The organism is Arthrobacter oryzae, from assembly GCF_030718995.1.
GTDB classification, from domain to species: Bacteria; Actinomycetota; Actinomycetes; order Actinomycetales; family Micrococcaceae; genus Arthrobacter; species Arthrobacter oryzae_C.
Map to the genome: position 1 here is coordinate 3,235,646 of NZ_CP132204.1, position 24,834 is coordinate 3,260,479.

Sequence of the window (24,834 nt, forward strand, 5' to 3'; positions counted from 1 at the left end):
GCCCCGGCGTCAGCGCCCCGGCGGCAGGGACAACGGCGGAATGGCCTCATACAGCCTGGTCCTGATCCATCGCTGTCCCGTCTCCCGGTATTCCGCCCTGCTGGCGAAGCGGTACAGGTAGCTGTGGACACGCACCCAGCGGGGGCGGGCGCCGTCGAACGGGTCCTTGCGCAGGAGCCGCAGCACCGCCCGGTCAGCTTCCAGCAGCTTGGCCAGGAAGGCATAGAACCATTCCTCGTGGACGGTGCGCAGGGGCAGGAACCACATCAGCCAGTCCAGCCGGAGGTGGTAGGGGGCCCACTGGCGCGGCAGCCGGCGGACGTCACCGGGCTTGCCGCGGAAACCGTACTCGCGCCAGTCGGAGTCGTCGTCGGGCTCGTCGTCGAGGGTGCCTTCGACCACAATCTCGATCCGCAGTTTGGTCACCGTGCCGAACGCCCCGTAGGTGTTGACCAGCTGCCAGCGGTTGAAACTGGCGTTCATGAGCTGCCGGTGCTGCAGGAGGTTCCGGGCGGGCCAGTAGCTGAGCACCAGAAGGAGTACCGTCACCGCAAGTACGACGGCAAGCCACCATACCGGGGTCTGCGCACCGCCCGCACCGGAGCCGTCCGTGTGCCAGTCCAGCGGGATAACGGGGAGGACGGCGTGGGCCACCGGATCGCTGACCGCGGCGAAGGCCAGCAGGATTGCCATCCAGTTCAGCCAGGCAAAGTTTCCGCTTGCCACGAGCCACAGCTGGGTGAAGATGATGATGCCTGCGGCGATACCGGCCAGCGGCTGCGGGGCGAACAGGAAGAACGGCACCACCAGCTGCGCGAAATGGTTCCCCAGGACCTCCATCCGGTGCAGGGGTTTGGGCAGGAGGTGTGCCTGCCGGCTCAGGGGACCCGGCATCGGCTGGGTTTCGTGGTGGTAATACAGTGCGGTCAGGTCGCGCCATTCGCTGCCCCCGCGGATCTTGATCATCCCTGCGCCGAACTCCAGCCTGAACAGCAGCCACGCCAGCAGGATCAGGATGGTCCGGGGCGGCGGGGTCTGGTCGGAGCCGAGGAAGGCCACGGTGAAGCCGGCCTCCAGCAGCAGCATCTCCCAGCCAAACCCGTAGAACGGCTGGCCCACATTGACGATCGACATGTACAGCAGCCACAGGGCCAGGAAAGCGATCATCGGCAGCCAGGGCGGTCCCAGCTGCGGAAGTCCCAGGATGAGCGTGGCCGAGATGGCCATGCCGCACCAGCAGACCACGTGCAGCAGGCGGTCGGAGTAGCGCCACAGGAAGAGGCTGGGCCGGCGGCGGCGCCTGAAGCTGTCCAGGTAGTCGGGGACCGGAAGGAGGCCGCGCTCGCCGAGCAGCGCCGGGAACTGGTTGCGGCAGGAAAGGAACGCCACAAAGAAAATCGTGGCAATGCCGCGCTGCAGCACCTGCCGGGCGAACTCGTACTCCGGCGCGTCGAACCATGCGGCCCACTCCACGTTGTTCACGTTACGCCTGCCGCGCACGGCGTCAACGGCAGGGGGCCTATGACGCGAAACAGCCGGCCGTTTGCCCTATTTTGTCGGATTGGGCGGCCAATTCCGACATTTTGTGTCAAACGGCCGCAGCCGGCTCGTGCCGGGTCAGGCAGGCTTCGGCAGGGCTGTGAAGTCGTTAGGCTCCAGGACAGAGGTGGCGTCCAGGCTGCCGCTCAGCGGAAACCATCCCGGGGCATGTCCAAAGTTGAAAACGCGGACGAGGTGGTAAATTTCCGCACGTTCCTTGGAGACCTTCAGTTCATTTCGGCTGACAAAGAACGGCGTTTCGGCCCGCGACCTAGTGGTCTTCACTTCGATGAGCCTTTCTTTTCCATTTTCCTCGAAAGACAAGATGTCGAAGCCGCGCCCGTCCCCGTCGGTCTGGCTGACGTGATCAATCCGGGCAGCGAGCTTGCTCTTTCCGGCCTTCGTTAGACGCCGGTATTCCAAGTCCTGAAATGGCTTTTCACATATAGCTGGCCCGAGACCTCGAGTCGAAGCATCTCCAAGTAGCTCCGGACAGTGGCCGCTACCTCGGCGTCGGACCAAGCCGTTTGTCTTCCGGCCAAGGCCGCCCCCAATCTTTTGACACTTTCCGCCCAGGTACAACACACCCTCCCGCATCGCGCCGCCGTCTGCTGCTGTCCTTCGACGAGCCGGCCTTTTGCGTGCGGGATACTTAACGGATGCAGCCACGCAGAATCGTTCTCCTTGGATCCACCGGTTCCATCGGCACCCAGGCGATTGACGTCGTCGACGGCGCCCCGCACCTTTTCGAGGTTGTGGCGCTAAGTGCAGGCGGCGGCAACCTGGAGCTTCTCGCCCGCCAGGCCGTCCATACGCAGGCCAAGGCCGTCGGCACCGCCAGCGGGGATCCTGCCGCCTTGCAGGACATGATCGACGACGCCGCCCGCGCGGCCGGGATCACCGGCTACCGCCCGGAGATCATCGCCGGTCCGGACGCCTCCACCCGGATTGCGGCCATCGAGGCGGACGTGGTGCTCAACGGCATCACCGGTTCCATCGGCCTGGCGCCCACACTGGCTGCCCTGAAGTCCGGCGCCACGCTGGCGCTCGCCAACAAGGAATCGCTGATCGTCGGCGGCGCCCTCGTGAAGGCTGCCGCCCGCGAAGGCCAGATCGTGCCCGTCGATTCCGAGCATTCGGCCCTTGCACAGTGCCTGCGGTCCGGGACAGCTGACGAGGTGGACCGGCTGATCCTGACGGCGTCCGGCGGCCCCTTCCGCGGCAGGACCCGCGAGGAGCTCCACAACGTCTCGCCGCAGGAAGCCCTCGCGCACCCCACGTGGGACATGGGCCTGATGGTCACCACCAACTCCGCCAGCCTGGTGAACAAGGGCCTGGAGGTGATCGAGGCGCACCTGCTGTTCGACATCCCCCTGGACCGGATCGACGTGGTGGTCCACCCGCAGTCAGTGGTGCACTCCATGGTCCAGTTTGTGGACGGCTCCATCATCGCCCAGGCTTCGCCGCCGGACATGCGCCTGCCGATCGCCCTCGGACTGGGATGGCCGGACCGCGTCCCGAAGGCGGCCGCGCCGTGCGACTGGACCCAGGCAACCAGCTGGACCTTCGAGCCGCTCGACGCCGAGGCGTTCCCGGCCGTCGGCCTTGCCAAGGACGCCGCCAAACAGGGGAGCACCTACCCGGCCGTTTTCAACGCGGCCAATGAAGAGGCCGTGATGGCCTTCCATTCCGGCCGGATCCGGTTTACGGACATTGTGGATACCATCGAAGCGGTGCTCAGCGAACACCCAGGATCTTCCGGGCTGACAGTTGAGTCCGTGCTGGATGCTGAAACGTGGGCACGAGCGCGCACCCACGAACGTTTAGCAGTGAGCAGTCTCTAGGAAGCAGCAGATCTCAGCATGAGTCCCGTCATTCTTTTTATCCTCGGTGTCGTCTTTGTGGCGATCGGCATCGCCGTCTCCATCGCGCTGCATGAAGTGGGCCACCTCGTTCCGGCCAAGCTGTTCAAGGTTCGCGTCACCAAATACATGATCGGTTTCGGTCCCACGCTCTGGTCCAAGCGCAAGGGGGAGACCGAGTACGGCGTCAAGGCCATCCCGCTGGGCGGCTACGTGTCCATGATCGGCATGTACCCCCCGAACAAGGACGACGGCACCGTGCGTCCCTCCAGCACCGGCATGTTCCAGACCCTCGCCACCGAGGCGCGTTCCATGGCGCACGAGGAAGTGGGACCCGGCGATGAGAAGCGGGTCTTCTACCGGCTGCCGGTGTGGAAGAAGATCATCGTGATGCTGGGCGGTCCCGTCATGAACCTGCTGATCGGCGTCGCCCTGACGGCGGTTCTGCTGATGGGGTTCGGGATCAGTACCCCCACCACCACCATTGCGGATGTTTCCAAATGCCAGGTCAAGGCAGGGGAGACAGTAGATCCGGATTCCGCGGACTGCAAGCTCACGCCCGCGGCCGCGGCACAACTCAAGCCCAACGACACCATTACCTCCTTCGACGGCAAGGCCGTGACCAGCTGGGAGGAACTCACCGGCTGGATCCGTGCGTCCGCGGGCCGGGAAGTCAGCATCACCGTGGAACGGGACGGCATGCCCGTCACCACCACCGTGACCCCCGTGCTCTCCGCGCGGCCGGTCATCGGCGCCGACGGCCGCCAGGCCACCGATTCCACCGGAACCCTCCAGTACCAGGAAGTCGGCTTCCTGGGCATCGGTGCCCAGACCGCCCTGGTGCCCCAGCCGGCGTCGTCCGTCCTGCCCATGGCCGGGGAAAACATCCAGCAGGTTGCCGGCGTCGTCCTGAATCTCCCCGCGCGGGTGGTGGGAGTGGCGAAGGCGGCCTTCAGCGAGGAGCCCCGCGATCCGAACGGACCCATCAGCGTGGTGGGTGTGGGCCGCGTGGCGGGTGAAGTTGCCGCCATGGAGGAAGTTCCGCTGCAGTCCAGGCTCGCCGCACTGGTGGGACTGCTGGCCGGACTGAACTTCGCGCTTGCGGTGTTCAACCTGGTTCCGCTGCTGCCGCTGGACGGCGGCCACGTGGCCGGCGCGCTGTATGAGGGAGCCCGACGGCGGCTGGCCAAGTTGTTCGGCCGCCCCGACCCCGGAGCGTTCGACCTCGCCAAGCTCCTGCCGGTGACCTACGTGGTGGCGGCGCTACTGATGGGCATGAGTGCGCTGCTGATCTACGCGGACATCGTCAAACCGGTCAATCTCTTTGGTTAATCACCTCTTTCTGGCTTATTTTGATTAATCAGCCGAAAATGATTGATCTAGCATCATCAGCCAATTATGTTTGACTTATGTATGTACTGACCATCGACCAGAAGGGCAGCACGGGAGACACGGACCGCGTACCCGGGCTCCTGGCCCGGCTGCACCGGATGTCCACCGCCGGCCGGTTCGAACGCTCCGTGGGCGACGAAGTCCAGGGTGTCGTGGAAAAGCCGGCGGAAGTCGTGGAAATCGCCCTTCACAGCCTGCGCAGCGGCCAGTGGTACGTGGGAATCGGCGTGGGCGCCGTGGACCTGCCGTTGCCGGCGAGCCCGCGGGAAGGGTCCGGGGCCGCCTTCGTCGCTGCCCGCCTGGCCGTTGAAAAAGCCAAGGCCGCTGCCGCCCATGTGCCTCTGTCCGTGGTTTCTGGCGGGCTGCGCCGCGGCAGTGCGGCGCCGCCCGAAGCCGGACCCGGCATCGCGGCCTGCGCGAACGCCGAGGCTGTCCTCCGCCTCATCGGCCGGCTGGTGCAGGACCGCACGGAGGCCCAATGGAAAGTGGTGGACGCCCTCCGTGAGCTCCAGCAGGACGCATCAGCCAGGCACGGCACCCAGAAGCTTGCGGCCGAACAACTTGGAATCACCGAGCAGTCGGTGAGCCGCGCCGTCCTGAGGTCCGGTTGGCAGGAAGAATGGGCGGCAAGGCCGGCCGCCGAGGTGCTCCTGGCACTGGCCCATGACGCAGTCCTGGAAGGACACAGGTGAACGCTCTCTGGATTACGCTCGCCCTGCTGACGGCAGGCTTCGCTGGCTGGCCCGTCACGGCGCTGGTGTTCCGGCTGGCCCGGACCATCGACGACAAAGCTGACGCGGCCAAGGCGGCCGAGGACCGGGCCGCCGGGGAGTCCGCGGACGAGCCCGCTGCCGATGTCACGGTGGACAAGGCCGGCGCTGGAAACGCGCCCACACCCGCAGCCGCTACGCCCGCACCCGCCACGCGGATCCTTCGCGGCGGGGCCATCATCGGCGTGCTCGAAAGGCTGGCGGTGTGCCTGGCAATCCTGGGGGGCCAGCCCGTGGCCATCGCCTACGTGGTGGCTATCAAGGGCCTGGGGCGCTTCGCCGAACTGAAGGAGACCCCTGTTGCCGCCGAAAGGTTCATCATCGGTACGCTGGCATCCATGCTTTGGGCCGCCGGAGTAGCGGCCCTCGCCAAGATCCTCTTCCTCAGCTGAGCGGGATACATACTCGGGCGGGCGGGGCGATAGGGTATCCGTATGACTGTTTTTGCTGTTGAGTACGTATACGCCGCCGAGTCCACCGAAGCACGCAACGCCGCCCGCCCGGCACACCGGGAATGGACCGCCCGCCTTGCCGGTGAAGGTGCGCTCCTGGCCAGCGGACCTTACGGCGACGGAGCCGGTGCACTGCTCATCTTCAAGGCCGCCGACGAAAACGCGCTGAACGGAATCCTCAAGCTGGATCCTTTCGCTGCCGCCAACGTTATCGCGGGCACACGCACCACGGAATGGAACCCGGTGACCGGCCTCCTGGCCGACCACGCCGCTTAGCCCGCCGGAACCATCCACCATCGACAGTTCGATATAAAGAGGAGTCCACGTGACCTCGGTCAGCCTGGGAATGCCGTCAGCACCGCCGCCCGTCCTTGCCCCGCGCAGGAAGACCCGCCAGATCAAGGTGGGTTCGGTGGGGGTCGGCTCGGATTCGCCCATCAGCGTGCAGTCGATGACCACGACGCCCACCACGGATATCAACGCCACGCTGCAGCAGATTGCTGAGCTAACGGCGTCAGGCTGCGACATTGTGCGCGTCGCCTGTCCGTCCGCGGACGACGCGGAGGCGCTGCCGATCATTGCGCGGAAGTCCCAGATCCCCGTCATTGCGGACATCCATTTCCAGCCCAAGTACGTCTTCGCTGCGATCGAAGCCGGCTGCGCGGCAGTGCGCGTCAATCCCGGCAACATCCGCAAGTTCGATGACCAGGTCAAGGAGATCGCCCGCGCCGCGAAGGACCACGGCACGTCCATCCGGATCGGCGTGAATGCCGGGTCCCTGGAACCCGGGATCCTGAAGAAGTACGGCAAGGCGACGCCGGAGGCCCTCGTGGAGTCGGCGGTCTGGGAAGCATCGCTGTTCGAGGAGCACGGCTTCCACGACTTCAAGATTTCCGTCAAGCACAACGACCCCGTCATCATGGTTGCCGCCTACGAGATGCTGGCTGAAAAGGGCGATTGGCCGCTGCACCTTGGCGTCACCGAGGCCGGACCGGCGTTCCAGGGCACCATCAAGTCCGCCACGGCTTTCGGCGCGCTCCTGTCCAGGGGTATCGGCGACACCATCCGCGTCTCCCTTTCGGCTCCTCCGGTCGAGGAAATCAAGGTGGGAAACCAGATCCTGCAGTCGCTGAACCTGCGACCCCGCAAGCTCGAAATCGTCTCCTGCCCGTCCTGCGGCCGCGCCCAGGTGGATGTTTACACCCTTGCCGAGCAGGTCACAGCCGGCCTCGAAGGGATGGAGATCCCGCTGCGCGTGGCCGTCATGGGCTGCGTCGTCAACGGACCCGGCGAGGCACGTGAGGCCGACCTCGGCGTGGCATCCGGCAACGGCAAGGGACAAATATTTGTGAAGGGCGAGGTCATCAAGACTGTCCCCGAGAGCGAAATTGTTGAGACACTGATCGAAGAGGCCATGCGTATCGCTGAAGAGATGGGGGAGGCCGATGGCGAAGATGCTGTCAAGGGTAGCCCCGTGGTTAGCGTCTCGTAAGGAGACCACAGGGCCCGGGGTATCGATCCGGGTCCTGTCCGGGCCGGATACCGCCACGCTGCGGGAACTGGCCCGGACGGACGTTGTAGCCAACGTCTTCATCCTGTCGCACCTGGCGGCGACGGGCACGGCCGCGCCCACCATGGGCGGGGCCAGTATCTACGGTGTGTTCGACGGCGACGCCCTGGTGGGCGCGTGCTGGGCCGGGGCGAACCTTGTCCCCGTCCAGTTGGAGCCGGAACTTGCCGGACTCGTGGCCGAGCACGCGCACCGGTCCGGCCGCCGGTTCGCCTCCATCTTCGGCCCGGCGGACACGGTCCTGGCCATGTACGGGCAGCTGGAGCAGCTCGGGCAGCCCGCCCATGAAGTCCGGGAAGACCAGCCCCTGATGACCATCACGGGGCCGCCAGCGGTCCAGGCGAACACTGAATTGGGCATCAGCCAGCTCGCGGATTTCGACAGGATCCTGCCGGCCTGCGCCGCCATGTTTGAAGAAGAAGTGGGTTACTCGCCTTTCCTTGGCGGCCGCGAGTTCTACAGCAGGCGGGTGGAAGGCCTCATCCGGCAGGGCCATTCCCTCGTCCACCTCAACGCAGACGGCCAGGTCATGTTCAAGGCCGAACTGGGCGCCGTGACTCCCGACGTGACCCAGGTCCAGGGGGTCTGGATGAACCCCTCCTTCCGCGGACTCGGCCTCAGCGCCAGCTATATGGCCGCCGTCGTAGTCCAGGCGCAGCAGCTCGCGCCCGTCACCAGCCTGTACGTCAACGATTACAACGCGCGGGCGAGGGCCACCTACGAGCGCGTGGGCTTCCGCCAGGTGGGTACGTTCGCTACAGTTCTGTTCTAGCTGGCCGCAACCGGCCCGCATTCGAACTTATTGGGGGATAAATGAATACGTCCGTTGTGCGCATTTTCGGGGCATCTGCCCTTCTGGTGCTTTGCCTGTCCGCGTGCGGCGGACCCGCGAACACCGCTGACGCCGGGGCCGCCTCGGAAACTCCGGCAGCATCCGCCACCCCAAGCCCGACCCCCACCGAAGATCCGTTCAAAATGCTGACGTCCGACGAGCTCTCGGAGATCGCCGGAGCGGTGAAGGATTCAGACGGTGTGGCCCTGACCGTGATGCCGGCGGACAAAGTCTCGCAGGCCCTGGACCAGATGATGTCCATCATGAACGAGGTGCAGGTGGAGCCCGCCGAGTGCAATTCGATCGCTACGGGCACGGCATTCAAACCGGACAGCAACACCACCATGGCAGTGGGCGCCTCCACGTCCTCCACGGCTGAACTAACGCAGACGCTTTCGCTGCTGTCCGGCGTGGACAAGGAAACGCTGGACCAGACGCTCACGCAGCGCAACAGTGAAATCGGAGCGTGCGGCAACATCAGCATGAACGTCGGGGGAATGGCTATGACAGCCGCCACCACCAAGCTTGACAGCGATGCAAGCACCCCGGGCGCCGTCGCCCTGCAGACGGACGTCACGCTGCCCACGGGCGCCACGCAAAGCACCATTATGATCTTCGCGGTCAAGGGCGGCGTCCTGATTTCCGCCCAGGCGTCAGGCACGGGAGTCACCTCCGCCGACCTGGCCTCAGCAGAATCCTTCCTAGACCAGGCGGCCGCTCTTATTGACTAGGCGGCCGTCACCGGGGGCGCGCACGGTAACAACGAGTCAACAACAGAAAACTGCGTGACGACTCTTGTAATGGTGCCGTGGATCACATAGGTTCTTTCCTAACCGCGCCGATGGGGTGCGTGCGGTCTCAGGGGGAAATCAGCAGATGGCACTGGACGTTGACCTTCCCAGCAGGCACGCCTAGCGCTCCTCCGGACTTGTAGGTCTGACGGACCGTAAGAGCCACGCCAAAACAGGATGACCAGCCGGCAACGGCCAGGGGCTTCCTCTAGTTCTGGCGTGGCTCTTCTCCGTCCGGCAACGGCGTCCGCCGCCCGGGAACCCGGCACCCGCCGCGCCACGGTAGATTAGTACCCAGACGAATTTGCCCAGCCCGTCATCTGAACAGGCACCTCCCAAGAAACGGATTCCTACCCGTGGTCCTTCGACTTTCCAAGCTGTTCCTGCGCACCCTGCGCGAAGATCCCGCCGACGCCGAGGTGGCCAGCCACCGGCTCCTGGTCCGGGCCGGGTACATCCGCAGGGCTGCGCCGGGCATCTACACCTGGCTGCCGATGGGCCTGAGCGTGCTGCGCAAGGTGGAAAAGGTCATCCGCGAGGAAATGTCCGCCATCGGCGCCCAGGAAGTCCACTTCCCGGCGCTCCTGCCCAAGGAGCCCTACGAGGCCACCAACCGCTGGACCGAATACGGCGAGGGCATCTTCCGGCTCAAGGACCGCAAGGGCGGGGACTACCTCCTGGCTCCCACGCACGAGGAAATGTTCACCCTCCTGGTCAAGGACCTGTACTCCTCGTACAAGGACCTTCCGCTGAGCATCTACCAAATCCAGAACAAGTACCGCGATGAGGCGCGGCCCCGCGCCGGCCTGCTGCGCGGCCGCGAGTTCATCATGAAGGACTCATACTCGTTCGACGTCGACGACGCCGGCCTGGACGCCAGCTACAACGCCCACCGCGCCGCCTACCTGAAGATCTTCGAGCGCCTCGGCCTGGAGGTCATCCCCGTGGCCGCCACGGCGGGCGCCATGGGCGGCTCCCGGAGTGAGGAGTTCCTGCACCCCACGGAGATCGGCGAGGACACCTTCGTGCGGTCCGCCGGCGGCTACGCAGCCAACGTCGAAGCCGTGACCACTGTGGTCCCCGCTGAGATCGACTTCAGCAACGCGCCGGCTGCCGAGATCCGGGACACCCCGAACACCCCCACCATCGACACGCTCGTCGACGCAGCCAACCAGCTGGTTCCCCGCGGTGAGAACGACGGCGGGGCCTGGACTGCCGCTGACACGCTGAAGAACGTTGTCCTCGCCGTCACCCTGCCCACCGGGGAACGCCAGATCGTTGTCATCGGCGTGCCCGGTGACCGCGGCGTCGACCTGAAGCGGGTGGAGGCCAACATCGGCGCCTACCTGCCGGTGGCCGGCGAGATCACCGTGGAAGCCGCAGGCGAGGAAGACCTCGCCCGCAACCCCCTGATCGTCCGGGGATACCTCGGCCCGGGTATGACCCTGGGTACCCCCCTCCTTGGCCTGGAAGGTGCCGCCAAGCTCCTGTACCTGGTGGATCCGCGCATCGTCAGCGGCACCGCCTGGGTCACCGGAGCCAACATGGCCGGGAAGCACGTCTTCGGCCTCGTGGCCGGACGCGACTTCGGCTGGGACGGCGTGATCGAGTGCACCGAAGTGCGCGCCGGCGACGAAGCCCCGGACGGTTCCGGACCGCTGGAGACCGCACGCGGCATTGAGATGGGCCACATCTTCCAGCTCGGCCGCAAGTACGCCGAAGCCCTCGAGCTGAAGGTCCTCGACCAGAACGGCAAGCAGGTCGTGGTCACCATGGGTTCCTATGGCGTCGGCGTCACCCGCGCCGTCGCGGCCCTGGCCGAGTCCAACCACGACGCCAAGGGCCTGATCTGGCCCCGCGCAGTGGCTCCCGCCGATGTCCACGTCGTGGCAGTGGGCCGGGGCGAGGAGATCTTCGCGGCCGCGGAGAAGCTGTCACTCGAGTTGGAAGCCGCAGGCCTCGAGGTCATCTACGACGACCGCCCCAAGGTTTCCCCGGGCGTCAAGTTTGGCGATGCCGAACTCGTCGGCGTGCCCACCATCCTCGCCGTCGGCCGCGGACTGGCGGACGGCCTCGTGGAGATCAAGGACCGGCGCAGCGGTGAGGCTGAAAACGTGGCCGTTGAGAAGGCGGTTGACTACGTGGTCAACGCCGTCCGCAGCAAGTAACTCGGCACGGCCCAAGGGGTGATCTCGGGATTCGAGTCGCTGGAGCCCGCCACGTTGGCCCTCATCATCGTGGCTGGCTTCGCCGCAGGGTGGATTGATGCCGTAGTGGGCGGGGGAGGGCTGATCCAGCTCCCGGCGTTGCTGCTGGTGCCGGGTATCAGCCCGGTCCAGGCACTGGCAACCAACAAGATGGGCTCGATCTTCGGGACCACCACCAGCGCTGTGACGTACTACCGCCGCGTCAGGCCGGACCTGCGGACGGCCATACCCATGGCCGTCATCGCGCTGGCGGGAAGCTTCGGCGGTGCGGTGCTGGCCGCCACCCTGCCAGCAAGCGTTTTCAAACCCATCATCGTGGCGGCGCTGGTCGCCGTCGCCCTCTTTACTGCGTTCAAGCCCAACGTTGGTGACCTGACCTCGCTCCGCCACGACGGCAGGACGCACTATGCGGTGGCCTGCCTCATCGGCGCGGCCATCGGTTTTTACGACGGCCTGATCGGGCCCGGGACGGGATCGTTCCTGATCATCGCACTGGTATCGGCTATGGGGTACGCCTTCCTGGAAGCCAGCGCCAAAGCGAAAATCGTGAACATGGCCACCAACGCCGGCGCACTCATCTTCTTCCTGCCGCACGGCTCGCTGCTGTGGGGCGTGGGGCTGGTTCTGGGGCTCGCCAACATGGCCGGCGGCTACCTTGGCGCGCGGACCGCAGTAAAGCAGGGCAGCACGTTCATCCGCAATGTCTTCCTGGCCGTCGTCGGCGCCCTGATCCTCAAGCTGGGCTTCGACATCTGGCAGGACACCTTCGCCTGACGCCTTTCGTCCGGCCGCGTTCCGGACCGAAAGACCCTCCCTGGCGGGCGGGGAGCGGGCGTAGCATGCTCCTATGTCAGCAGGGGACGAACCTTTCCGGGACGCCTTGGACGCAGCAGCCCGACATGCCCGGGAATGGCTGGAAAGCCAGCCGACCCGGCATGTGGGACCCCGGGCCACAGCGGGGGAGCTGGACGCCGTCTTCGGCGGCCCGATGCCCGGGAACGGCCTCCCGGCGGGCGACGTGATCGACTATCTCGCCACCAATGCTGAACCAGGCCTGATGGCCATGCCCTCCGGTCGCTTCTTCGGCTGGGTCATCGGCGGCACCCTGCCCGCTGCCATGGCGGCCGACTGGCTGGTCAGCGCCTGGGACCAGAACACATGCGTGAGGTTCGCCACCCCCGCCACGGCGGCCATCGAAGGGGCCGCCGGGAAGTGGCTGCTCGAGCTGCTCGGCCTTCCTGCGGAGTCCGACGTCGGGTTTACCACGGGAGCAACCATGGCGAACTTCACCGGTTTGGCCGCGGCGCGGTGGCGCCTGATGGCCGACGCCGGCTGGGACTTCGACAGCGACGGCCTCGCCGGTGCGCCTCGGATCCACTGCTTCGTGGGCCAGGAACGCCATGACACGATCGACCTCGGACTTCGATACCTGGGCCTTGGCCGGCCCACTGTCGTCCCCTCCGACGGCCAGGGCCGTATCAATCCGGCAGAACTCGACTGCGCCCTGGACCGTTCCCTGGTCAGTGCCTCGCGTGGTGCAGACGGATCATCCCGGCCCCCGCTGCTGGTCTGCCTGCAGGCCGGGAACCTGCATTCCGGCGCCTTTGATCCGTTTCTTGAAGCGATCACCGTCGCCCGGTCGCACGGTGCATGGGTGCATGTGGACGGCGCTTTCGGACTCTGGGCAGCCGCCCTGCCCGAACTGGCCGCTCTGACCGCAGGAGTGCAGGGTGCCGATTCCTGGGGAACCGACGCACACAAGACCCTCAATGTGCCCTACGACTGCGGCATTGTGGTGGTCCGGGATGCGCGCGCGCTGCGTTCGGCCATGGGACTGCACGCCAGCTACCTGGTCCAGGACGCGGACGGCGCCGCGGATCCGTTCGAGACTGTTCCGGAACTATCGCGCCGCGCACGCGGCGTCCCTGTCTGGGCGGCGCTGAAGTCCCTCGGCAGGGAGGGTGTTGCAGCACAGGTGCGCAACCTGGTCAGCCGCGCTTCGCAGCTGGCGGAGCGGCTGTCGGTGCTGGACGGCGTCGAAATCCTCAACGACGTCCAGTACACGCAGGTCTCGCTGGCTTTCGGCGACGACGCCACAACGCGGGCCGTGACGGCCCGCATCATCGAGGACGGGCTGGTGTGGATGTCCGGCTCCCGCTGGCATGGACGCGACGTCCTGCGGATTTCGGTGAGCAACTGGACCACGGACGGGTCCGACGTCGACACGGCCGTCGACGCGGTTCGGAAAGCCCTGGCGGCAGTCCGCGGCCCGGAGGGCGCCTAACCGGAAGCGTGGCCCGGTGCTGCCTGGCCAGGGGCCCCTTCCGCCGATGCTGCTTGTCCCGGTTCGGGAAGATCGTGGGCCGCGGGCAATCCTGGAAGGGTGCGCCCCGCAAGCGTGCTCGCGACCCACAGGGAGCGTGCGAGGTCGCCGTCGTGGTGCGGACGGCCGGCATACGACAAGGCATTTTCAACTTCGCGGGCAAGGCTCCACTGCCGCGCCACCTCCGCATCCAGCCCCGCGGAGGCGCTGAAATCGCGGCACCTTTCCAGCAACCCCTGCCGGGGATCGGACCGGGGGAGGTCACGGAGACGGTTCCACAGGAGCGGGGCCACGGAGAACTCGGCTTCGCCGATCATCGGCTGCGGATCTATGGCGGCAAAGCCTTCCGCGGCAGCCGAGGGCGGCTGGCACTGCGGCCGGGCCAGGATGTTCAGGTAGTGGAAGTCCGAATTCACCAGAACGTCGGTCCCGGCACGGCGGCCCACCGCTCCGCGGGTCTGGCAGACCTCCAGGGCGGCCTCCAGCAGCCAGCGCGGAAATGGCCTCCCGAGCTGCTCCCAGTCCGCGGGGAGATCATCGCTCCATTGTTCGGCGCGGGCTGCCACATGGTCGAATTCCTGCCACTCCGGGCGCTGGTCCGGCGCCAGGCTTAGCTGCCGGGTCAGCCCGCCCCATACCTCTGTGGCCGTCTCCAGCGGGACATCCTGAAGGGAGCGGCAGGCGTCCAGCCGCTCCAGCAGCATGGAACACGTTCCGGCATCTGATTCCAGGAGCCGCACTGCCCCCTGGCCGTCCCAGAGCCGGAGGGCGTAACGCTCAACCCGGGCTTCGTCGTGCGGGTAGGCAACCTTCAACGCAGCAGGAACACCTGCCCGGGTCACCGGGACAACCACGCCGCCATGACCGCTCCATGGCAGCGCGCCAGGTTCGAGGTCCAGTTCAAGGCCCCACCGCTCCAGGCGTCCGCAGATCAGTCCCTGCAGGGAGCCGAGCCAGGCTCGTCCGCCGCTGGTCCGGCTGTAGCGGCGGCTGAGGTCAGGCGGGATGGGGACGGCTGCGGGTGGTTTCATCGGATCCAGCGTACCGCCGGGTAGCCGGGCCGGATCGCTGGCAGCGCCGCCCGTCAGGCGACGACGCCGCTGGCACCCAGCAGGTTGCCGATGGCGAAGGTGGCGATGAGTGCCAGGGCGCCGCCGACCACCACCCTGAGGGCTGCCTTCGTTTTGGAGCCCCCGCCGATCCAGGCACCGAGTGCGCCGGTCAGGGCCAGCGCCACGAGCACGGCCACGAAGGTCAGGGGGACCCGGATGTTTTCCGGGGGCAGCAAAATGGCCAGCATGGGCAGGACCGCGCCGACCAGGAAGGCTATGGCGGACGCGAAAGCGGCGTGCCACGGGCTGACGATATCGGTTTCGTCAATGTGGAGCTCGGCGGAAAGGTGGGCGCCGAGGGCATCGTGGGCCGTGAGTTCCTTGGCGACGGTGCGCGCGGTGGCGGCGCTGAGGCCCTTGCCCTGGTAGATGGCGGCGAGTTCCTCCAGCTCTTCCTCGGGCTGTTCGGCCAGTTCGCGCCGTTCCTTTTCGATCAGCGCCTGCTGGCTGTCCTTCTGGCTGCTGACGGACACATACTCGCCCAAGGCCATGGAGATGGCGCCACCCACCACGCCGGCGGCACCGGCGATGAGGATGGGGCCCGATTCGGTGGTGACACCGGCAACACCCACCACAATTGCCGCGACGGAGACAATGCCGTCGTTCGCTCCCAGCACACCCGCGCGCAGCCAGTTCAGCCGATGGGCGATGTCGTTGTGGTGCGGTTCATTCTCGTGCTGCGTCGCGGTCCCTGCGGTATCCATGCCTATAGCAAACCATTGGTGTCCGGACCCTGCCACTAACACATGGCTAAGGAAGGTTAGGCAGCCCTCGGCCGGGAGCGGCCGGACGGCAACGTGCTGGACGGGAGCTGGCCTTATCCGGCGTCCGACTGCCGGGGCGGTGCCGGCGGCGCCGTCGGATCCTGGCCCCGCCCGTCCTGCGGGAGTTCGGGGAGCTGCGCAGTGTTCACCACGATGCCAGGGAGGGGACCGGGGTCGGCGCCCCAGAGTATTGCGCGGTTGGCGGCGGCCAGGAGACCCGAAATGGCCCATTGCCGGGTGCTGCCGTCGCTGAGCGCCACCAGGTCCCCGTACACCGGGAGGGTTCCTGCTTCGAGGCTACCCAGGCCGGACGCGGGCGATTCGAGGAACAGCGGGCCGAGCGTGTACCCCGCCTCCCGCGGCGGAATGGCCGCACACTGTGCCCGGCTCAGCGCCTCCGCCTCGGCAAGGACTGCTTCATGCCGCGCCAAAAGCTGCGACGCCGAGTCGGCGGCAGCGCCCTCAAGGCGGGCGACGGCCACCTGATAGCCGTAGACCGTTTCTGCTTCGGTCTTGACCGTCATCGCCAGGGCGCCTTCCGGAGTCGCTGTGGGTGCCACCGGTTCTGCAGCCGTTCCGGAAGCAGCCGGCGCCGCCCGGCATGAATCTTCGCCGGCCGCCTGCGCTCCGGCTGACGGCGTTGTTACCGGAAGGGGCGCCGTTACCGGAAGCGCGGGCGCCGGCGGTGCGGCGGCCCCCACCGCCGGCGCCAGCGAGGATGCCTGAAGAAGCTGGGCGGTGCCGACGGCGGCCAGCAGCCGTGCCATACCGCCGTCGGACGCTTCCGCATCAGTCAGGCGCTGCCCGCCGCTGGCGGACAGTGCGGCCACAAGCCCGGCGGGGGAGTCCGGCCCCGCCGTCGTACCGCCCGCTGAGGCGGAGGGAACCCCGGAGGCAGTCCCCGACGCGGCACTTGTGGCTGATTGCCCCTGATCAGATGTTTTCTGACCGGGGGCGTTCTGATCAGGGGCGGCCAATGCTCTGGCCTGGGTTGTCAGCAAAGTCACAGTGCGGAGCAGGGCCTGGCGCTCGGCACCGGAAACGGAATCGGCCAGGCGGCTGCCAGTGGTGCGCAGCTGCAGCGTTTCGGCAAGGGCCGCGGCCCGTGCGCGTTCGGAGAAGGCTGGTTCCGGCGCCTCAGGCGGCGGGCCCGGAGTCAGCACCAGCCCGAGGCTGATGACAAGCACTGCCAATGACGCCAGGATGCCGTACCGGAAATAGCGGCCCGGCCGTCGTTTTTCCTTGGTGTCGTCTTTCACAACAGACCATGTTGTCATGCCCGGCAGCAAGCGGGTGCACCACGGCGCCCATAAAATCGCTACGCTAGTACACACAACATCATCTAGCGGGAGGCGGCCGGCATCGTGAGTAATGCAGAAGCCACGACTTCATCAGACCGGACCGGGACGGGCAAGGCTGAGGCCGAATCCGTGCACAACCCGGAGGCCGAGCGCGTCCGGGCGCTGCTGGAGCCCTCGGTCCAGGCACACCGACTGTACCTGGAGGACGTTTCCATTCAGGTCGCCGGTGCCAACCGGGTGGTCCACGTAGTGGTGGACCTGCCGCAGGAGGAGACCGGCGGAGTAAGCCTGGACGTTATTGCGGAGATTTCCAAGGAGCTGTCCGGCGTCCTGGACAGCGATCCCAGCTACGACAGCCGCCCTTACGACCTCGAGGTTTCCTCGCCCGGCGTCGGACGGCCCCTCACCGAGCAGCGCCACTGGCACCGTGCCCGCGGCCGCATGGTCAAGGTGAACGTCATTCAAGGGGACAACATCACCGGCAGGATCCAGTCCGTTGACGACGACGGCGTGACCCTCATTCCGGAGATCGCGGCCAAAAAGGGAATGAAGCCCAAGCAGGGCGAACCCGAAAAAATTCCTTTCGACAGGATCCGCAATGGAAAAGTCGAGATAGAGTTCAGCCACCTCGATGAGGTCGGTCTGGAAGATGAACACAATGGACCTTCTGAGGAGGCCTGATGGATATTGACATGAGCGCACTGAGACTTCTGGAGCGTGAGCGTGAAATCCCGCTGGACCTCCTGATCCCCACCATCGAGCAGGCGCTGCTGGTGGCCTACCACAAGTCTCCGGGAGCCTTCGAAAAGGCCCGCGCAGAGCTGGACCGCAAGAGCGGCCACGTGACCATCTGGGCAACTGAAATTGACGACGACGGCGCCCCCATCGGCGAGTTCGAAGACACGCCGGCGGGGTTCGGCCGCATCGCTGCCAGCACCGCGCGGCAGATCATCCTGCAGCGTCTTCGCGACGCTGAGGACGACAACGTCCTGGGCCAGTTCAAGGGTCGCGAGGGCGAACTGGTGGCCGGCACAATCCAGCAGGGCAACAACCCGCACATGATCCAGGTCAACCTTGGAACGGTGGAGGCGCTGCTGCCCCCGCCCGAGCAGGTACCCGGCGAGAAGTACCTCCACGGCAACCGGCTTCGCGCCTTCGTCATCGACGTGCACCGCGGCACCAAGGGTCCGTCCATCACGCTGTCCCGTTCGCACCCCGGCCTGGTCCGGAAGCTTTTCGAACTGGAAGTCCCGGAGATCGCCGACCGCTCGGTGGAGATCGTGGCACTGGCCCGCGAGGCCGGCCACCGCACCAAGATCGCTGTCAAAGCCAACATCCCCGGCATCAATGCCAAGGGTGCCTGCATCGGCGAAATGGGTTCCCGTGTCCGGGCCGTCATGACCGAGCTCAATGACGAGAAGATCGACATTGTTGACTACAGCGAGGACCCGGCCACGTTCATCGCCAGCGCCCTGTCGCCGTCGAGGGTGAATTCCGTCACTATCACGGATGAGGCAACCCGCTCCGCACGCGTTGTAGTGCCGGACTATCAGCTGTCGCTCGCCATCGGCAAGGAGGGCCAGAACGCCCGTCTGGCCGCCAAGCTCACCGGCTGGCGCATCGACATCGTCTCCGACGCGGCGGCTCCGCGCGAAAACTAGGCCGTCTCGGCGGCAGCAACCCCCGGATTATCCCGCCCGGTTTTGACCCGTCATTTCGGGGCCGGGGCACCGGAGGGGCTAGAATAGACATTGACCGTGCCTTATGGCCGGTATTCGTGCGCCTTGAGCGTGCCCGCAGAATCTGCGTTCCTTTCGGACGCGTGATCCCGCAGGCGGGTTCGGGGCGGCAGATTTGCAGGGGCAGGAAGATACTCACCGTGGCATTAGTGCAACACCTTGAGGATCAGCCGCAACGCACCTGCATCGGATGCCGGAAGAAGGGGCCGCGGTCAGAGCTACTCCGGCTCGTCGCCGAAGGCAGCGGTTCCGCCGCTGTCGTGGTGGACGAACGACGCCGGATGGCTGGCCGGGGTGCATGGCTGCACCCCAGCGAAACGTGCCTGGCGCTGGCAATCAAGCGGCGTGCGTTCGGACGTGCCCTCCCGGGCGCCACCGGAACCGCCGCCGTCGAACGCCGGATAACGGCAGGCACGCAAGCCGTGGACACTCCGGTGGCCGCAGCAACAACCGTCCAACCTGAAAGCGGGTCAGAAAACTGATGGAAACCCGATGAGTTCCCAGCGATGAGTGCGCAACGATGACAACTTTGTTGCGCTCTGCAATGGACCTTTCAGCTGCACTCGCGGCGGAGGTCCGCAGTAAGAAGTAGACGGTTCGTGCCTGGCTCGGTGCGGACCGAGACAGGAGAAATGTGGCCAAGGTCCGCGTACATGAGCTCGCTAAAGAGCTCGGTATTACTTCCAAAGATGCAGTAACCAAACTGCAGGAACTGGGCGAATTCGTTCGCTCTGCCTCTTCCACCATTGAGGCCCCCGTTGTGAGGAAACTCCGCAACGCCTACCCCGCCGCCGGCGCTTCGAAGTCCGAAGCTCCCGCTGCAGCGCCCAAGGCGCCCGCCAGCCCCGCGGCTTCCCGTCCGGCCCCCGCGCCGGGCCCGGCAGCACCCAAGGCTCCGGAACCCAAGGCTGAAGCTCCGGCCGCAGCGCCCGCCCCGTCGGCGCCTGCTCCGGCAGCAGCAGCACCTGCTCCCTCGACTCCGGCTGCAGCCGCGCCCTCGGCACCGGCTCCGGCCGCACCGTCCACCGGCGCGAAGCCCGGTGCCCGTCCGGCACCGAAGGCCGAAGCTCCGGCTGCCCCCTCCCGCTCCGGCGGACAGGGCGGCTCGGCGCCCCGTCCGGGCGGTCCCCGTCCCGGCAACAACCCGTTCGCGACTTCCCAGGGCATGCCCCGCGGCCGCGGCGGCGACACCGAACGCACCTCGCGTCCGGGCAACAACCCGTTCGCTCCTTCCCAGGGCATGCCGCGTCCGGGCGGAAGCCGCACCGAGGGCGAACGCCCCGGCGGCCCGCGTCCGGCAGCCGGTGCAGGAGGTCCCCGTCCGGGTGCTCCGCGTCCCGGTGGTACCCAGGGTGCACGTCCCGGCGCTCCGCGTCCGGCCGGCGCTGCCGGCGCACGCCCCGGTGCAGGCGGCGGAAACCGTCCTACTCCCGGCATGATGCCTAACCGCACCGAACGTCCCGCACCCGCTGGTGCAGGTCGTCCCGGCGGCGGCGGCCGCGGTCCCGGACGCCCCGGTGGCGCACCGGGTACCGGTGGCGCTCCCGGCGCCGGCGGCGGTGCTCCGGCCGGCGGTGGCTTCGGCAAGGGCGGCCGCGGTCGCGGTGGCACCCAGGGTGCCTTCGGTAAGGGCGGCGCAGGCCGTGGCAAGCAGCGCAAGTCGAAGCGTGCCAAGCGCCAGGAACTCGAGCAGATGAGTGCTCCGTCGCTGGGCGGCGTCAGCGTGCCCCGCGGCGACGGCAACACCGTTGTCCGCCTCCGTCGCGGCTCGTCCATCACGGACTTTGCCGACAAGATCGAGGCGAACCCCGCCGCACTGGTGACGGTGCTCTTCCACCTCGGTGAAATGGCCACGGCCACCCAGTCGCTGGATGAGGAGACCTTCGCACTGCTGGGCGAGGAACTTGGCTACAAGCTCCAGGTTGTATCGCCGGAGGATGAGGAGCGCGAGCTGCTCTCCGGTTTCGACATCGACTTCGACGCCGAACTTGAAGCTGAAGGCGACGAGGAGCTCGAAGCACGGCCTCCGGTTGTCACCGTCATGGGTCACGTTGACCACGGTAAGACCCGCCTGCTGGATGCCATCCGTAACTCCGACGTCGTCGCGGGTGAACACGGCGGCATTACGCAGCACATCGGTGCTTACCAGATCACCACCGCGCACGAAGGCACCGACCGGAAGATCACCTTCATCGATACCCCGGGCCACGAGGCGTTCACCGCCATGCGTGCCCGTGGTGCGAAGGTCACCGACATCGCAATCCTGGTGGTCGCAGCGGACGACGGCGTGATGCCGCAGACCGTTGAGGCCCTCAACCACGCACAGGCGGCCAACGTGCCGATCGTCGTGGCTGTGAACAAGATCGACAAGGAAGGCGCCAACCCGGACAAGGTCCGCGGCCAGCTGACCGAGTACGGACTGGTTCCCGAAGAATACGGTGGCGACACCATGTTCGTGGAGGTCTCTGCCCGCCAGAACCTCAACATCGACGAGCTGCTCGAGGCAGTCCTGCTCACCGCAGACGCAGCCCTGGACATGCGCGCCAACCCGAACAAGGACGCCCGCGGTATCGCGATCGAAGCCAACCTGGACAAGGGCCGCGGTGCGGTTGCCACCGTCCTGGTCCAGTCCGGTACCCTGCGCGTCGGCGACACCATCGTCGCAGGCACGGCCCACGGCCGCGTCCGTGCGATGTTCGACGACGACGGCAGCGTCCTGACCGAGGCCGGCCCGTCCCGCCCCGTGCAGGTGCTGGGTCTGTCCAACGTCCCGCGCGCCGGTGACACCTTCTTCGTGACCGCTGACGAGCGCACCGCCCGCCAGATCGCCGAGAAGCGTGAAGCAGCCGACCGTAACGCCGCCCTGGCCAAGCGTCGCAAGCGCATCAGCCTTGAAGACTTCGACCAGGCCGTCGCCGAAGGCAAGATCGACACCCTCAACCTCATCCTCAAGGGTGACGTGTCCGGTGCCGTGGAAGCCCTCGAAGACGCGCTGCTCAAGATCGACGTCGGCGAAGGTGTCCAGCTCCGCGTTATCCACCGCGGTGTCGGTGCGATCACGCAGAACGACGTCAACCTGGCAACGGTCGACTCCGCCGTCATCATCGGCTTCAACGTCAAGCCCGCCGAGCGGGTTGCCGAACTGGCAGACCGCGAAGGCGTGGACATGCGCTTCTACTCCGTCATCTACGCAGCAATCGATGACATTGAGATGGCCCTCAAGGGCATGCTCAAGCCGGAGTACGAAGAGGTCCAGCTTGGCACCGCCGAGGTCCGTGAAGTGTTCCGTTCCTCCAAGTTCGGCAACATTGCCGGTTCCATCGTTCGGTCGGGTGTTATCCGACGCAACACGAAGGCCCGCATCAGCCGCGACGGCAAGATCATCGGCGACAACCTCACCGTTGAGACGCTCAAGCGCTTCAAGGACGACGCCACCGAGGTCCGCACGGACTTCGAGTGTGGTATCGGTCTTGGCTCGTACAACGACATCAACGAGGGCGACATCATCGAGACCTTCGAGATGCGCGAGAAGCCGCGCGTCTAGTCGTGTGAGTTTCACAGGGTCGGGGCCGTTGGATTTTTTCCGGCGGCCCCGCCCCTTCGCTGGGTGGCCAACGTCTTACGACGTCGGCCACCCAGCTTCGGCAGGCCCGATGCCACTCCCAGGCCGCCGGAAAAAATCCAACGGGAGTCCGTCGTAGACTCGCCTTAGGCGCGTGGCAATTACCAAACTTGAGTACGTAAGCCGCTAACGCGCCGTCGTACATCCAAATATTTAGGAGTGGAAATGGCTGATCCGGCACGCGCTGCCAAGTTGGCGCAGCGGATTAAGGTTGTTGTTGCAGAGGCTTTGGGCCGGAAGGTCAAGGATCCGCGGCTTGAAGGTATTACTGTTACCGATGCCCGCGTGACCAATGACCTGCAGCACGCCACGATCTACTACACCGTGTTCGGGGACCAGGTTGTCCAGGCGGATGCTGCCAAGGGCCTGGAGAAGGCCAAGGGCGTCCTCCGGCAGGAAGTGGGCCGCAACATCACTGTGCGGCTGACTCCCACGCTCGAGTTCGTGGCTGACCAGATTCCGGTCAACGCCTCCAACCTGGAGGAACTGCTCCGCGCCGCCAAGAAGCGCGACGCTGAAGTGGCCGCCCTGGCTGCCGGCGCCAAGCACGCCGGCGACGCCGATCCGTACAAGAGCGACATTCCCGACGACGTCGAAATCGACGAAGACGACTTCGACGAAGAGGATGAAGACCTCATCGACAACGAAGAACTCGACGAGGACAACAGCAAGTAGGACGTTGCGCTACGAGTGTGGCCGGACCCGTAACGGGCCGGCCACACTCTTGTTTAAGGGGCGCTACGTCAGTGGCGGGAGTGCCTGTCAAGGTCAACGGAAACCACTTTGCCCTCGGGCGCCTGGTTCGGCGCCGGGAGGGCATCGGTGGTTGCGTACAGCTTGGAATCCCTGATGGCGACGTCGGCAGTTACCTTGGCGGCCAGCACCGTCCGCTGCTTGTGGCGGTCTATCTTGAGCACGCCCTCACCGAACAGGGACGCGACGTACACGTCGCCGTCGTCGTCCAGTGCCAGCCCGGTGGGTGACATCACGTCGTCGGCAAAGAGCCGGACACGGCCGTTGTCCGGGTTGACCCGGTATACGGCGCCGCGGGCACCGAGTGCGGGGTCCTCCGGTCCGCCCGGGAGCACTGAAACGTACAGCCATCCGTCGTGACCCACCGCGACGTCCGTGGGAACGGGCTCAAAGTTATAAGTGAGGCCCGCAACGCAGCCCGGGAGCTGCAGGGCTGACGCCACTTCGGCCGTGACGGTATAGGGACGCGGCGGCAGGACGGCGACGGTCTCAGTGTCGCCGGAGTCGGCGTCGACGGCCACGATGCTGTTGGCCCCGGCATCTGCCACGTACACGGTGTCCCCGGACAACGCGATGCCATAGGGGTGGGAGTCGACGGTTCCGGCATACGATGCGGGCACCTCGGGCGGTAGCTGCGCCGCGCACGCCTCCGGCAGGTCCTCAAAACCGTACGTGACGTCGCCGTCGGCGTTCTCGCTTGTCTCCAGGGCGGCAAGGTCACCGAACGTGGCTTGCTTTCCGTCGCGGGCAATGGTGCGGATATGACCGGCGAGCGGACGGGCATCCATGGGCCCTGCTCCCTGGCTTTCGGCGAAATAGGTGGTGCCCCGCCGGTAGGCGCTGCCGGCCACATCCCAGGCAGGGTCCGAATACAACTCCGATCTGGCGCCGTCAGGACCGATCCGGATCAGCCGCCCGGCGAATTCCTCACTGACGGTGACTGCACCGTCGCGGGCCGTGCTGACGTGGAGCGGACTCACCAGCCCGCCCGCAACGATAACGGGATCGGACTGTGGCGGTGCGGCAGCGCCCGCAGGGCCGGATGACAGGAAGACCGCGGCAGTAACAGCAGCCGCGGCAAGCGAAACGTGCTTTCTCATGGTGGTCTCCAAATGGACAGGATGATTCCCGGGAATCACTGAGACCACGGATCAGGCTGGCGGAAACACCGCCGCCCCCCCACATCGCACATTCTATTTCTTCCCCGCCGGGCACGTCGATGGTTCCCGTAAACTCCGCTGGCTTTCTGCCCGGAAAGTCGCGGCTGGCTGGCTATGATCGGAGCATGGACGCCCAACCTTCCGCCGCTGATATCCAGGACTTCCTAGGCCAGGCCGTCAACCTCGCCATGCAGAACGTGGGTGAGGGCGGCGGGCCCTTTGGAGCGCTCGTGGTCACCGCCGACGGCGAACGCTATTTTGGCGTCAACAGGGTGACGCGGGACAACGACCCCACCGCGCATGCCGAGGTGGTGGCCATCCGCACGGCCGCGGCGGAATCCGCCAACTTCGATCTCAGCGGGGCCGTGCTCTATGCAAGCTGTGAGCCCTGCCCGCTGTGCCTGGCCGCTGCGCTGTGGGCGCGGATCGGCCGCGTCTATTTTGCCGCGGACCGGCATGGCGCCGCCGCCGCCGGGTTCGACGACGCCCTGTTTTACGAGTATTTCGAGGGGACCCGGCCGGAACTCATGCCGGTCAGGCAAACCGACATCCCGGCGTCGAACCTCCCGTTTGATGCGTGGCGCGACAACCCGGACCGCACCGAATACTGAACGGGCCCGGGCTTCCGGCCCGGTGGTAGGGCGG

Annotated in this window: 23 protein-coding genes; 17 read left to right on the top strand and 6 right to left on the bottom strand. The window is 66.5% G+C overall.

Annotated elements, in window-relative coordinates; genetic code table 11:
• Positions 1-9: 9 nt before the first annotated feature.
• Together Q8Z05_RS14760 and Q8Z05_RS21475 are read right to left on the bottom strand one after the other, a co-directional pair.
• Positions 10-1,473: a lipase maturation factor family protein gene (locus Q8Z05_RS14760; RefSeq protein ID WP_305940358.1), complete on the bottom strand. Its 1,464-nt coding sequence runs from the start codon at positions 1,471-1,473 to the stop codon at positions 10-12.
• A 144-nt stretch (positions 1,474-1,617) separates the two neighbouring features.
• Positions 1,618-2,136: a DUF3883 domain-containing protein gene (locus Q8Z05_RS21475; protein ID WP_371745982.1), complete on the bottom strand. Its 519-nt coding sequence runs from the start codon at positions 2,134-2,136 to the stop codon at positions 1,618-1,620.
• A gap of 62 nt (positions 2,137-2,198) precedes the next feature.
• Between Q8Z05_RS21475 and dxr the strand changes: the two genes are divergently transcribed.
• The 11 genes from dxr (at position 2,199) to Q8Z05_RS14820 (ending at position 13,699) form a co-directional block, all read left to right on the top strand.
• The gene (gene dxr, locus Q8Z05_RS14770) at positions 2,199-3,383 is read left to right on the top strand and encodes a 1-deoxy-D-xylulose-5-phosphate reductoisomerase (RefSeq protein WP_305940360.1); all 1,185 of its coding nucleotides are present in this window, start codon (positions 2,199-2,201) and stop codon (positions 3,381-3,383) included.
• An 18-nt stretch (positions 3,384-3,401) separates the two neighbouring features.
• Positions 3,402-4,733 (top strand): M50 family metallopeptidase, encoded by a 1,332-nt coding sequence (locus Q8Z05_RS14775; RefSeq protein ID WP_305940361.1) that lies wholly within the window; start codon positions 3,402-3,404, stop codon positions 4,731-4,733.
• A 77-nt stretch (positions 4,734-4,810) separates the two neighbouring features.
• A complete protein-coding gene (locus Q8Z05_RS14780) occupies positions 4,811-5,485 on the top strand; it encodes a MarR family transcriptional regulator (protein WP_305940362.1) in 675 nt (224 codons plus the stop codon).
• Positions 5,482-5,955, top strand: coding sequence for a hypothetical protein (locus Q8Z05_RS14785; protein WP_305940363.1), 474 nt, complete (start codon positions 5,482-5,484; stop codon positions 5,953-5,955). Before Q8Z05_RS14780 ends, Q8Z05_RS14785 begins: the two co-directional genes overlap by 4 nt.
• Before the next feature lie 42 nt (positions 5,956-5,997).
• Positions 5,998-6,291 carry a YciI family protein gene (locus Q8Z05_RS14790; RefSeq protein ID WP_305940364.1) on the top strand — a complete coding sequence of 98 codons (294 nt, stop codon included), beginning with the start codon at positions 5,998-6,000 and terminating at the stop codon, positions 6,289-6,291.
• Between the two features lie 49 nt (positions 6,292-6,340).
• Positions 6,341-7,507: a flavodoxin-dependent (E)-4-hydroxy-3-methylbut-2-enyl-diphosphate synthase gene (gene ispG / locus Q8Z05_RS14795; RefSeq protein ID WP_011691265.1), complete on the top strand. Its 1,167-nt coding sequence runs from the start codon at positions 6,341-6,343 to the stop codon at positions 7,505-7,507.
• The gene (locus tag Q8Z05_RS14800; RefSeq protein ID WP_305943581.1) at positions 7,470-8,357 is read left to right on the top strand and encodes a GNAT family N-acetyltransferase; all 888 of its coding nucleotides are present in this window, start codon (positions 7,470-7,472) and stop codon (positions 8,355-8,357) included. Before ispG ends, Q8Z05_RS14800 begins: the two co-directional genes overlap by 38 nt.
• Positions 8,358-8,398: 41 nt before the next feature.
• Positions 8,399-9,148: a hypothetical protein gene (locus Q8Z05_RS14805; RefSeq protein WP_305940365.1), complete on the top strand. Its 750-nt coding sequence runs from the start codon at positions 8,399-8,401 to the stop codon at positions 9,146-9,148.
• Between the two features lie 416 nt (positions 9,149-9,564).
• Positions 9,565-11,376, top strand: a complete 1,812-nt coding sequence (locus tag Q8Z05_RS14810) for a proline--tRNA ligase (RefSeq protein WP_305940366.1) — start codon at positions 9,565-9,567, stop codon at positions 11,374-11,376.
• 18 nt (positions 11,377-11,394) lie between these two features.
• The gene (locus tag Q8Z05_RS14815) at positions 11,395-12,189 is read left to right on the top strand and encodes a sulfite exporter TauE/SafE family protein (protein ID WP_305940367.1); all 795 of its coding nucleotides are present in this window, start codon (positions 11,395-11,397) and stop codon (positions 12,187-12,189) included.
• Between the two features lie 73 nt (positions 12,190-12,262).
• Positions 12,263-13,699 carry a pyridoxal phosphate-dependent decarboxylase family protein gene (locus tag Q8Z05_RS14820; RefSeq protein WP_305940368.1) on the top strand — a complete coding sequence of 479 codons (1,437 nt, stop codon included), beginning with the start codon at positions 12,263-12,265 and terminating at the stop codon, positions 13,697-13,699.
• Here Q8Z05_RS14820 and Q8Z05_RS14825 read toward each other — a convergent pair.
• The 3 genes from Q8Z05_RS14825 to Q8Z05_RS14835 all read right to left on the bottom strand — a co-directional run bounded on the left by Q8Z05_RS14825 (position 13,696) and on the right by Q8Z05_RS14835 (position 16,873).
• Positions 13,696-14,769, bottom strand: coding sequence for an aminoglycoside phosphotransferase family protein (locus Q8Z05_RS14825; RefSeq protein ID WP_305940369.1), 1,074 nt, complete (start codon positions 14,767-14,769; stop codon positions 13,696-13,698). The genes Q8Z05_RS14820 and Q8Z05_RS14825 overlap by 4 nt on opposite strands.
• 53 nt (positions 14,770-14,822) lie before the next feature.
• Positions 14,823-15,554 (bottom strand): VIT1/CCC1 transporter family protein, encoded by a 732-nt coding sequence (locus Q8Z05_RS14830; RefSeq protein ID WP_305940370.1) that lies wholly within the window; start codon positions 15,552-15,554, stop codon positions 14,823-14,825.
• Between the two features lie 113 nt (positions 15,555-15,667).
• Positions 15,668-16,873, bottom strand: a complete 1,206-nt coding sequence (locus Q8Z05_RS14835) for a ferritin-like domain-containing protein (RefSeq protein ID WP_305940371.1) — start codon at positions 16,871-16,873, stop codon at positions 15,668-15,670.
• A gap of 105 nt (positions 16,874-16,978) precedes the next feature.
• Between Q8Z05_RS14835 and rimP the strand changes: the two genes are divergently transcribed.
• From rimP to rbfA, 5 genes are all read left to right on the top strand, one after another.
• Positions 16,979-17,596 carry a ribosome maturation factor RimP gene (rimP, locus tag Q8Z05_RS14840; RefSeq protein WP_305940372.1) on the top strand — a complete coding sequence of 206 codons (618 nt, stop codon included), beginning with the start codon at positions 16,979-16,981 and terminating at the stop codon, positions 17,594-17,596.
• Positions 17,596-18,576, top strand: a complete 981-nt coding sequence (gene nusA / locus Q8Z05_RS14845) for a transcription termination factor NusA (RefSeq protein WP_305940373.1) — start codon at positions 17,596-17,598, stop codon at positions 18,574-18,576. Before rimP ends, nusA begins: the two co-directional genes overlap by 1 nt.
• 218 nt (positions 18,577-18,794) lie before the next feature.
• Positions 18,795-19,136, top strand: coding sequence for a YlxR family protein (locus Q8Z05_RS14850; protein WP_305940374.1), 342 nt, complete (start codon positions 18,795-18,797; stop codon positions 19,134-19,136).
• A gap of 152 nt (positions 19,137-19,288) precedes the next feature.
• Complete coding sequence (infB, locus tag Q8Z05_RS14855; protein WP_305940375.1) at positions 19,289-22,198, top strand: translation initiation factor IF-2; 2,910 nt, start codon at positions 19,289-19,291, stop codon at positions 22,196-22,198.
• Positions 22,199-22,441: 243 nt separating this feature from the next.
• Positions 22,442-22,951 (top strand): 30S ribosome-binding factor RbfA, encoded by a 510-nt coding sequence (rbfA, locus tag Q8Z05_RS14860; RefSeq protein ID WP_305940376.1) that lies wholly within the window; start codon positions 22,442-22,444, stop codon positions 22,949-22,951.
• Between the two features lie 68 nt (positions 22,952-23,019).
• Here rbfA and Q8Z05_RS14865 read toward each other — a convergent pair whose 3' ends face one another.
• A complete protein-coding gene (locus tag Q8Z05_RS14865) occupies positions 23,020-24,129 on the bottom strand; it encodes a ScyD/ScyE family protein (protein WP_305940377.1) in 1,110 nt (369 codons plus the stop codon).
• A 185-nt stretch (positions 24,130-24,314) separates the two neighbouring features.
• Between Q8Z05_RS14865 and Q8Z05_RS14870 the strand changes: the two genes are divergently transcribed.
• Positions 24,315-24,800, top strand: a complete 486-nt coding sequence (locus tag Q8Z05_RS14870) for a nucleoside deaminase (RefSeq protein WP_305940378.1) — start codon at positions 24,315-24,317, stop codon at positions 24,798-24,800.
• The last annotated feature ends 34 nt before the right edge of the window (positions 24,801-24,834 follow it).

Coding starts and splice junctions, on each gene's coding strand:
- Q8Z05_RS14820 (WP_305940368.1), top strand. CDS start 12,263: ATGTCAGCAGGGGACGAACCTTTCCGGGACGCCTTGGACGCAGCAGCC.
- Q8Z05_RS14800 (WP_305943581.1), top strand. CDS start 7,470: ATGCTGTCAAGGGTAGCCCCGTGGTTAGCGTCTCGTAAGGAGACCACA.
- Q8Z05_RS21475 (WP_371745982.1), bottom strand. CDS start 2,136: ATGCGGGAGGGTGTGTTGTACCTGGGCGGAAAGTGTCAAAAGATTGGG.
- Q8Z05_RS14805 (WP_305940365.1), top strand. CDS start 8,399: ATGAATACGTCCGTTGTGCGCATTTTCGGGGCATCTGCCCTTCTGGTG.
- Q8Z05_RS14870 (WP_305940378.1), top strand. CDS start 24,315: ATGGACGCCCAACCTTCCGCCGCTGATATCCAGGACTTCCTAGGCCAG.
- Q8Z05_RS14830 (WP_305940370.1), bottom strand. CDS start 15,554: ATGGATACCGCAGGGACCGCGACGCAGCACGAGAATGAACCGCACCAC.
- Q8Z05_RS14775 (WP_305940361.1), top strand. CDS start 3,402: ATGAGTCCCGTCATTCTTTTTATCCTCGGTGTCGTCTTTGTGGCGATC.
- Q8Z05_RS14780 (WP_305940362.1), top strand. CDS start 4,811: ATGTATGTACTGACCATCGACCAGAAGGGCAGCACGGGAGACACGGAC.
- dxr (WP_305940360.1), top strand. CDS start 2,199: ATGCAGCCACGCAGAATCGTTCTCCTTGGATCCACCGGTTCCATCGGC.
- Q8Z05_RS14790 (WP_305940364.1), top strand. CDS start 5,998: ATGACTGTTTTTGCTGTTGAGTACGTATACGCCGCCGAGTCCACCGAA.
- Q8Z05_RS14865 (WP_305940377.1), bottom strand. CDS start 24,129: ATGAGAAAGCACGTTTCGCTTGCCGCGGCTGCTGTTACTGCCGCGGTC.
- rbfA (WP_305940376.1), top strand. CDS start 22,442: ATGGCTGATCCGGCACGCGCTGCCAAGTTGGCGCAGCGGATTAAGGTT.
- nusA (WP_305940373.1), top strand. CDS start 17,596: ATGGATATTGACATGAGCGCACTGAGACTTCTGGAGCGTGAGCGTGAA.
- Q8Z05_RS14825 (WP_305940369.1), bottom strand. CDS start 14,769: ATGAAACCACCCGCAGCCGTCCCCATCCCGCCTGACCTCAGCCGCCGC.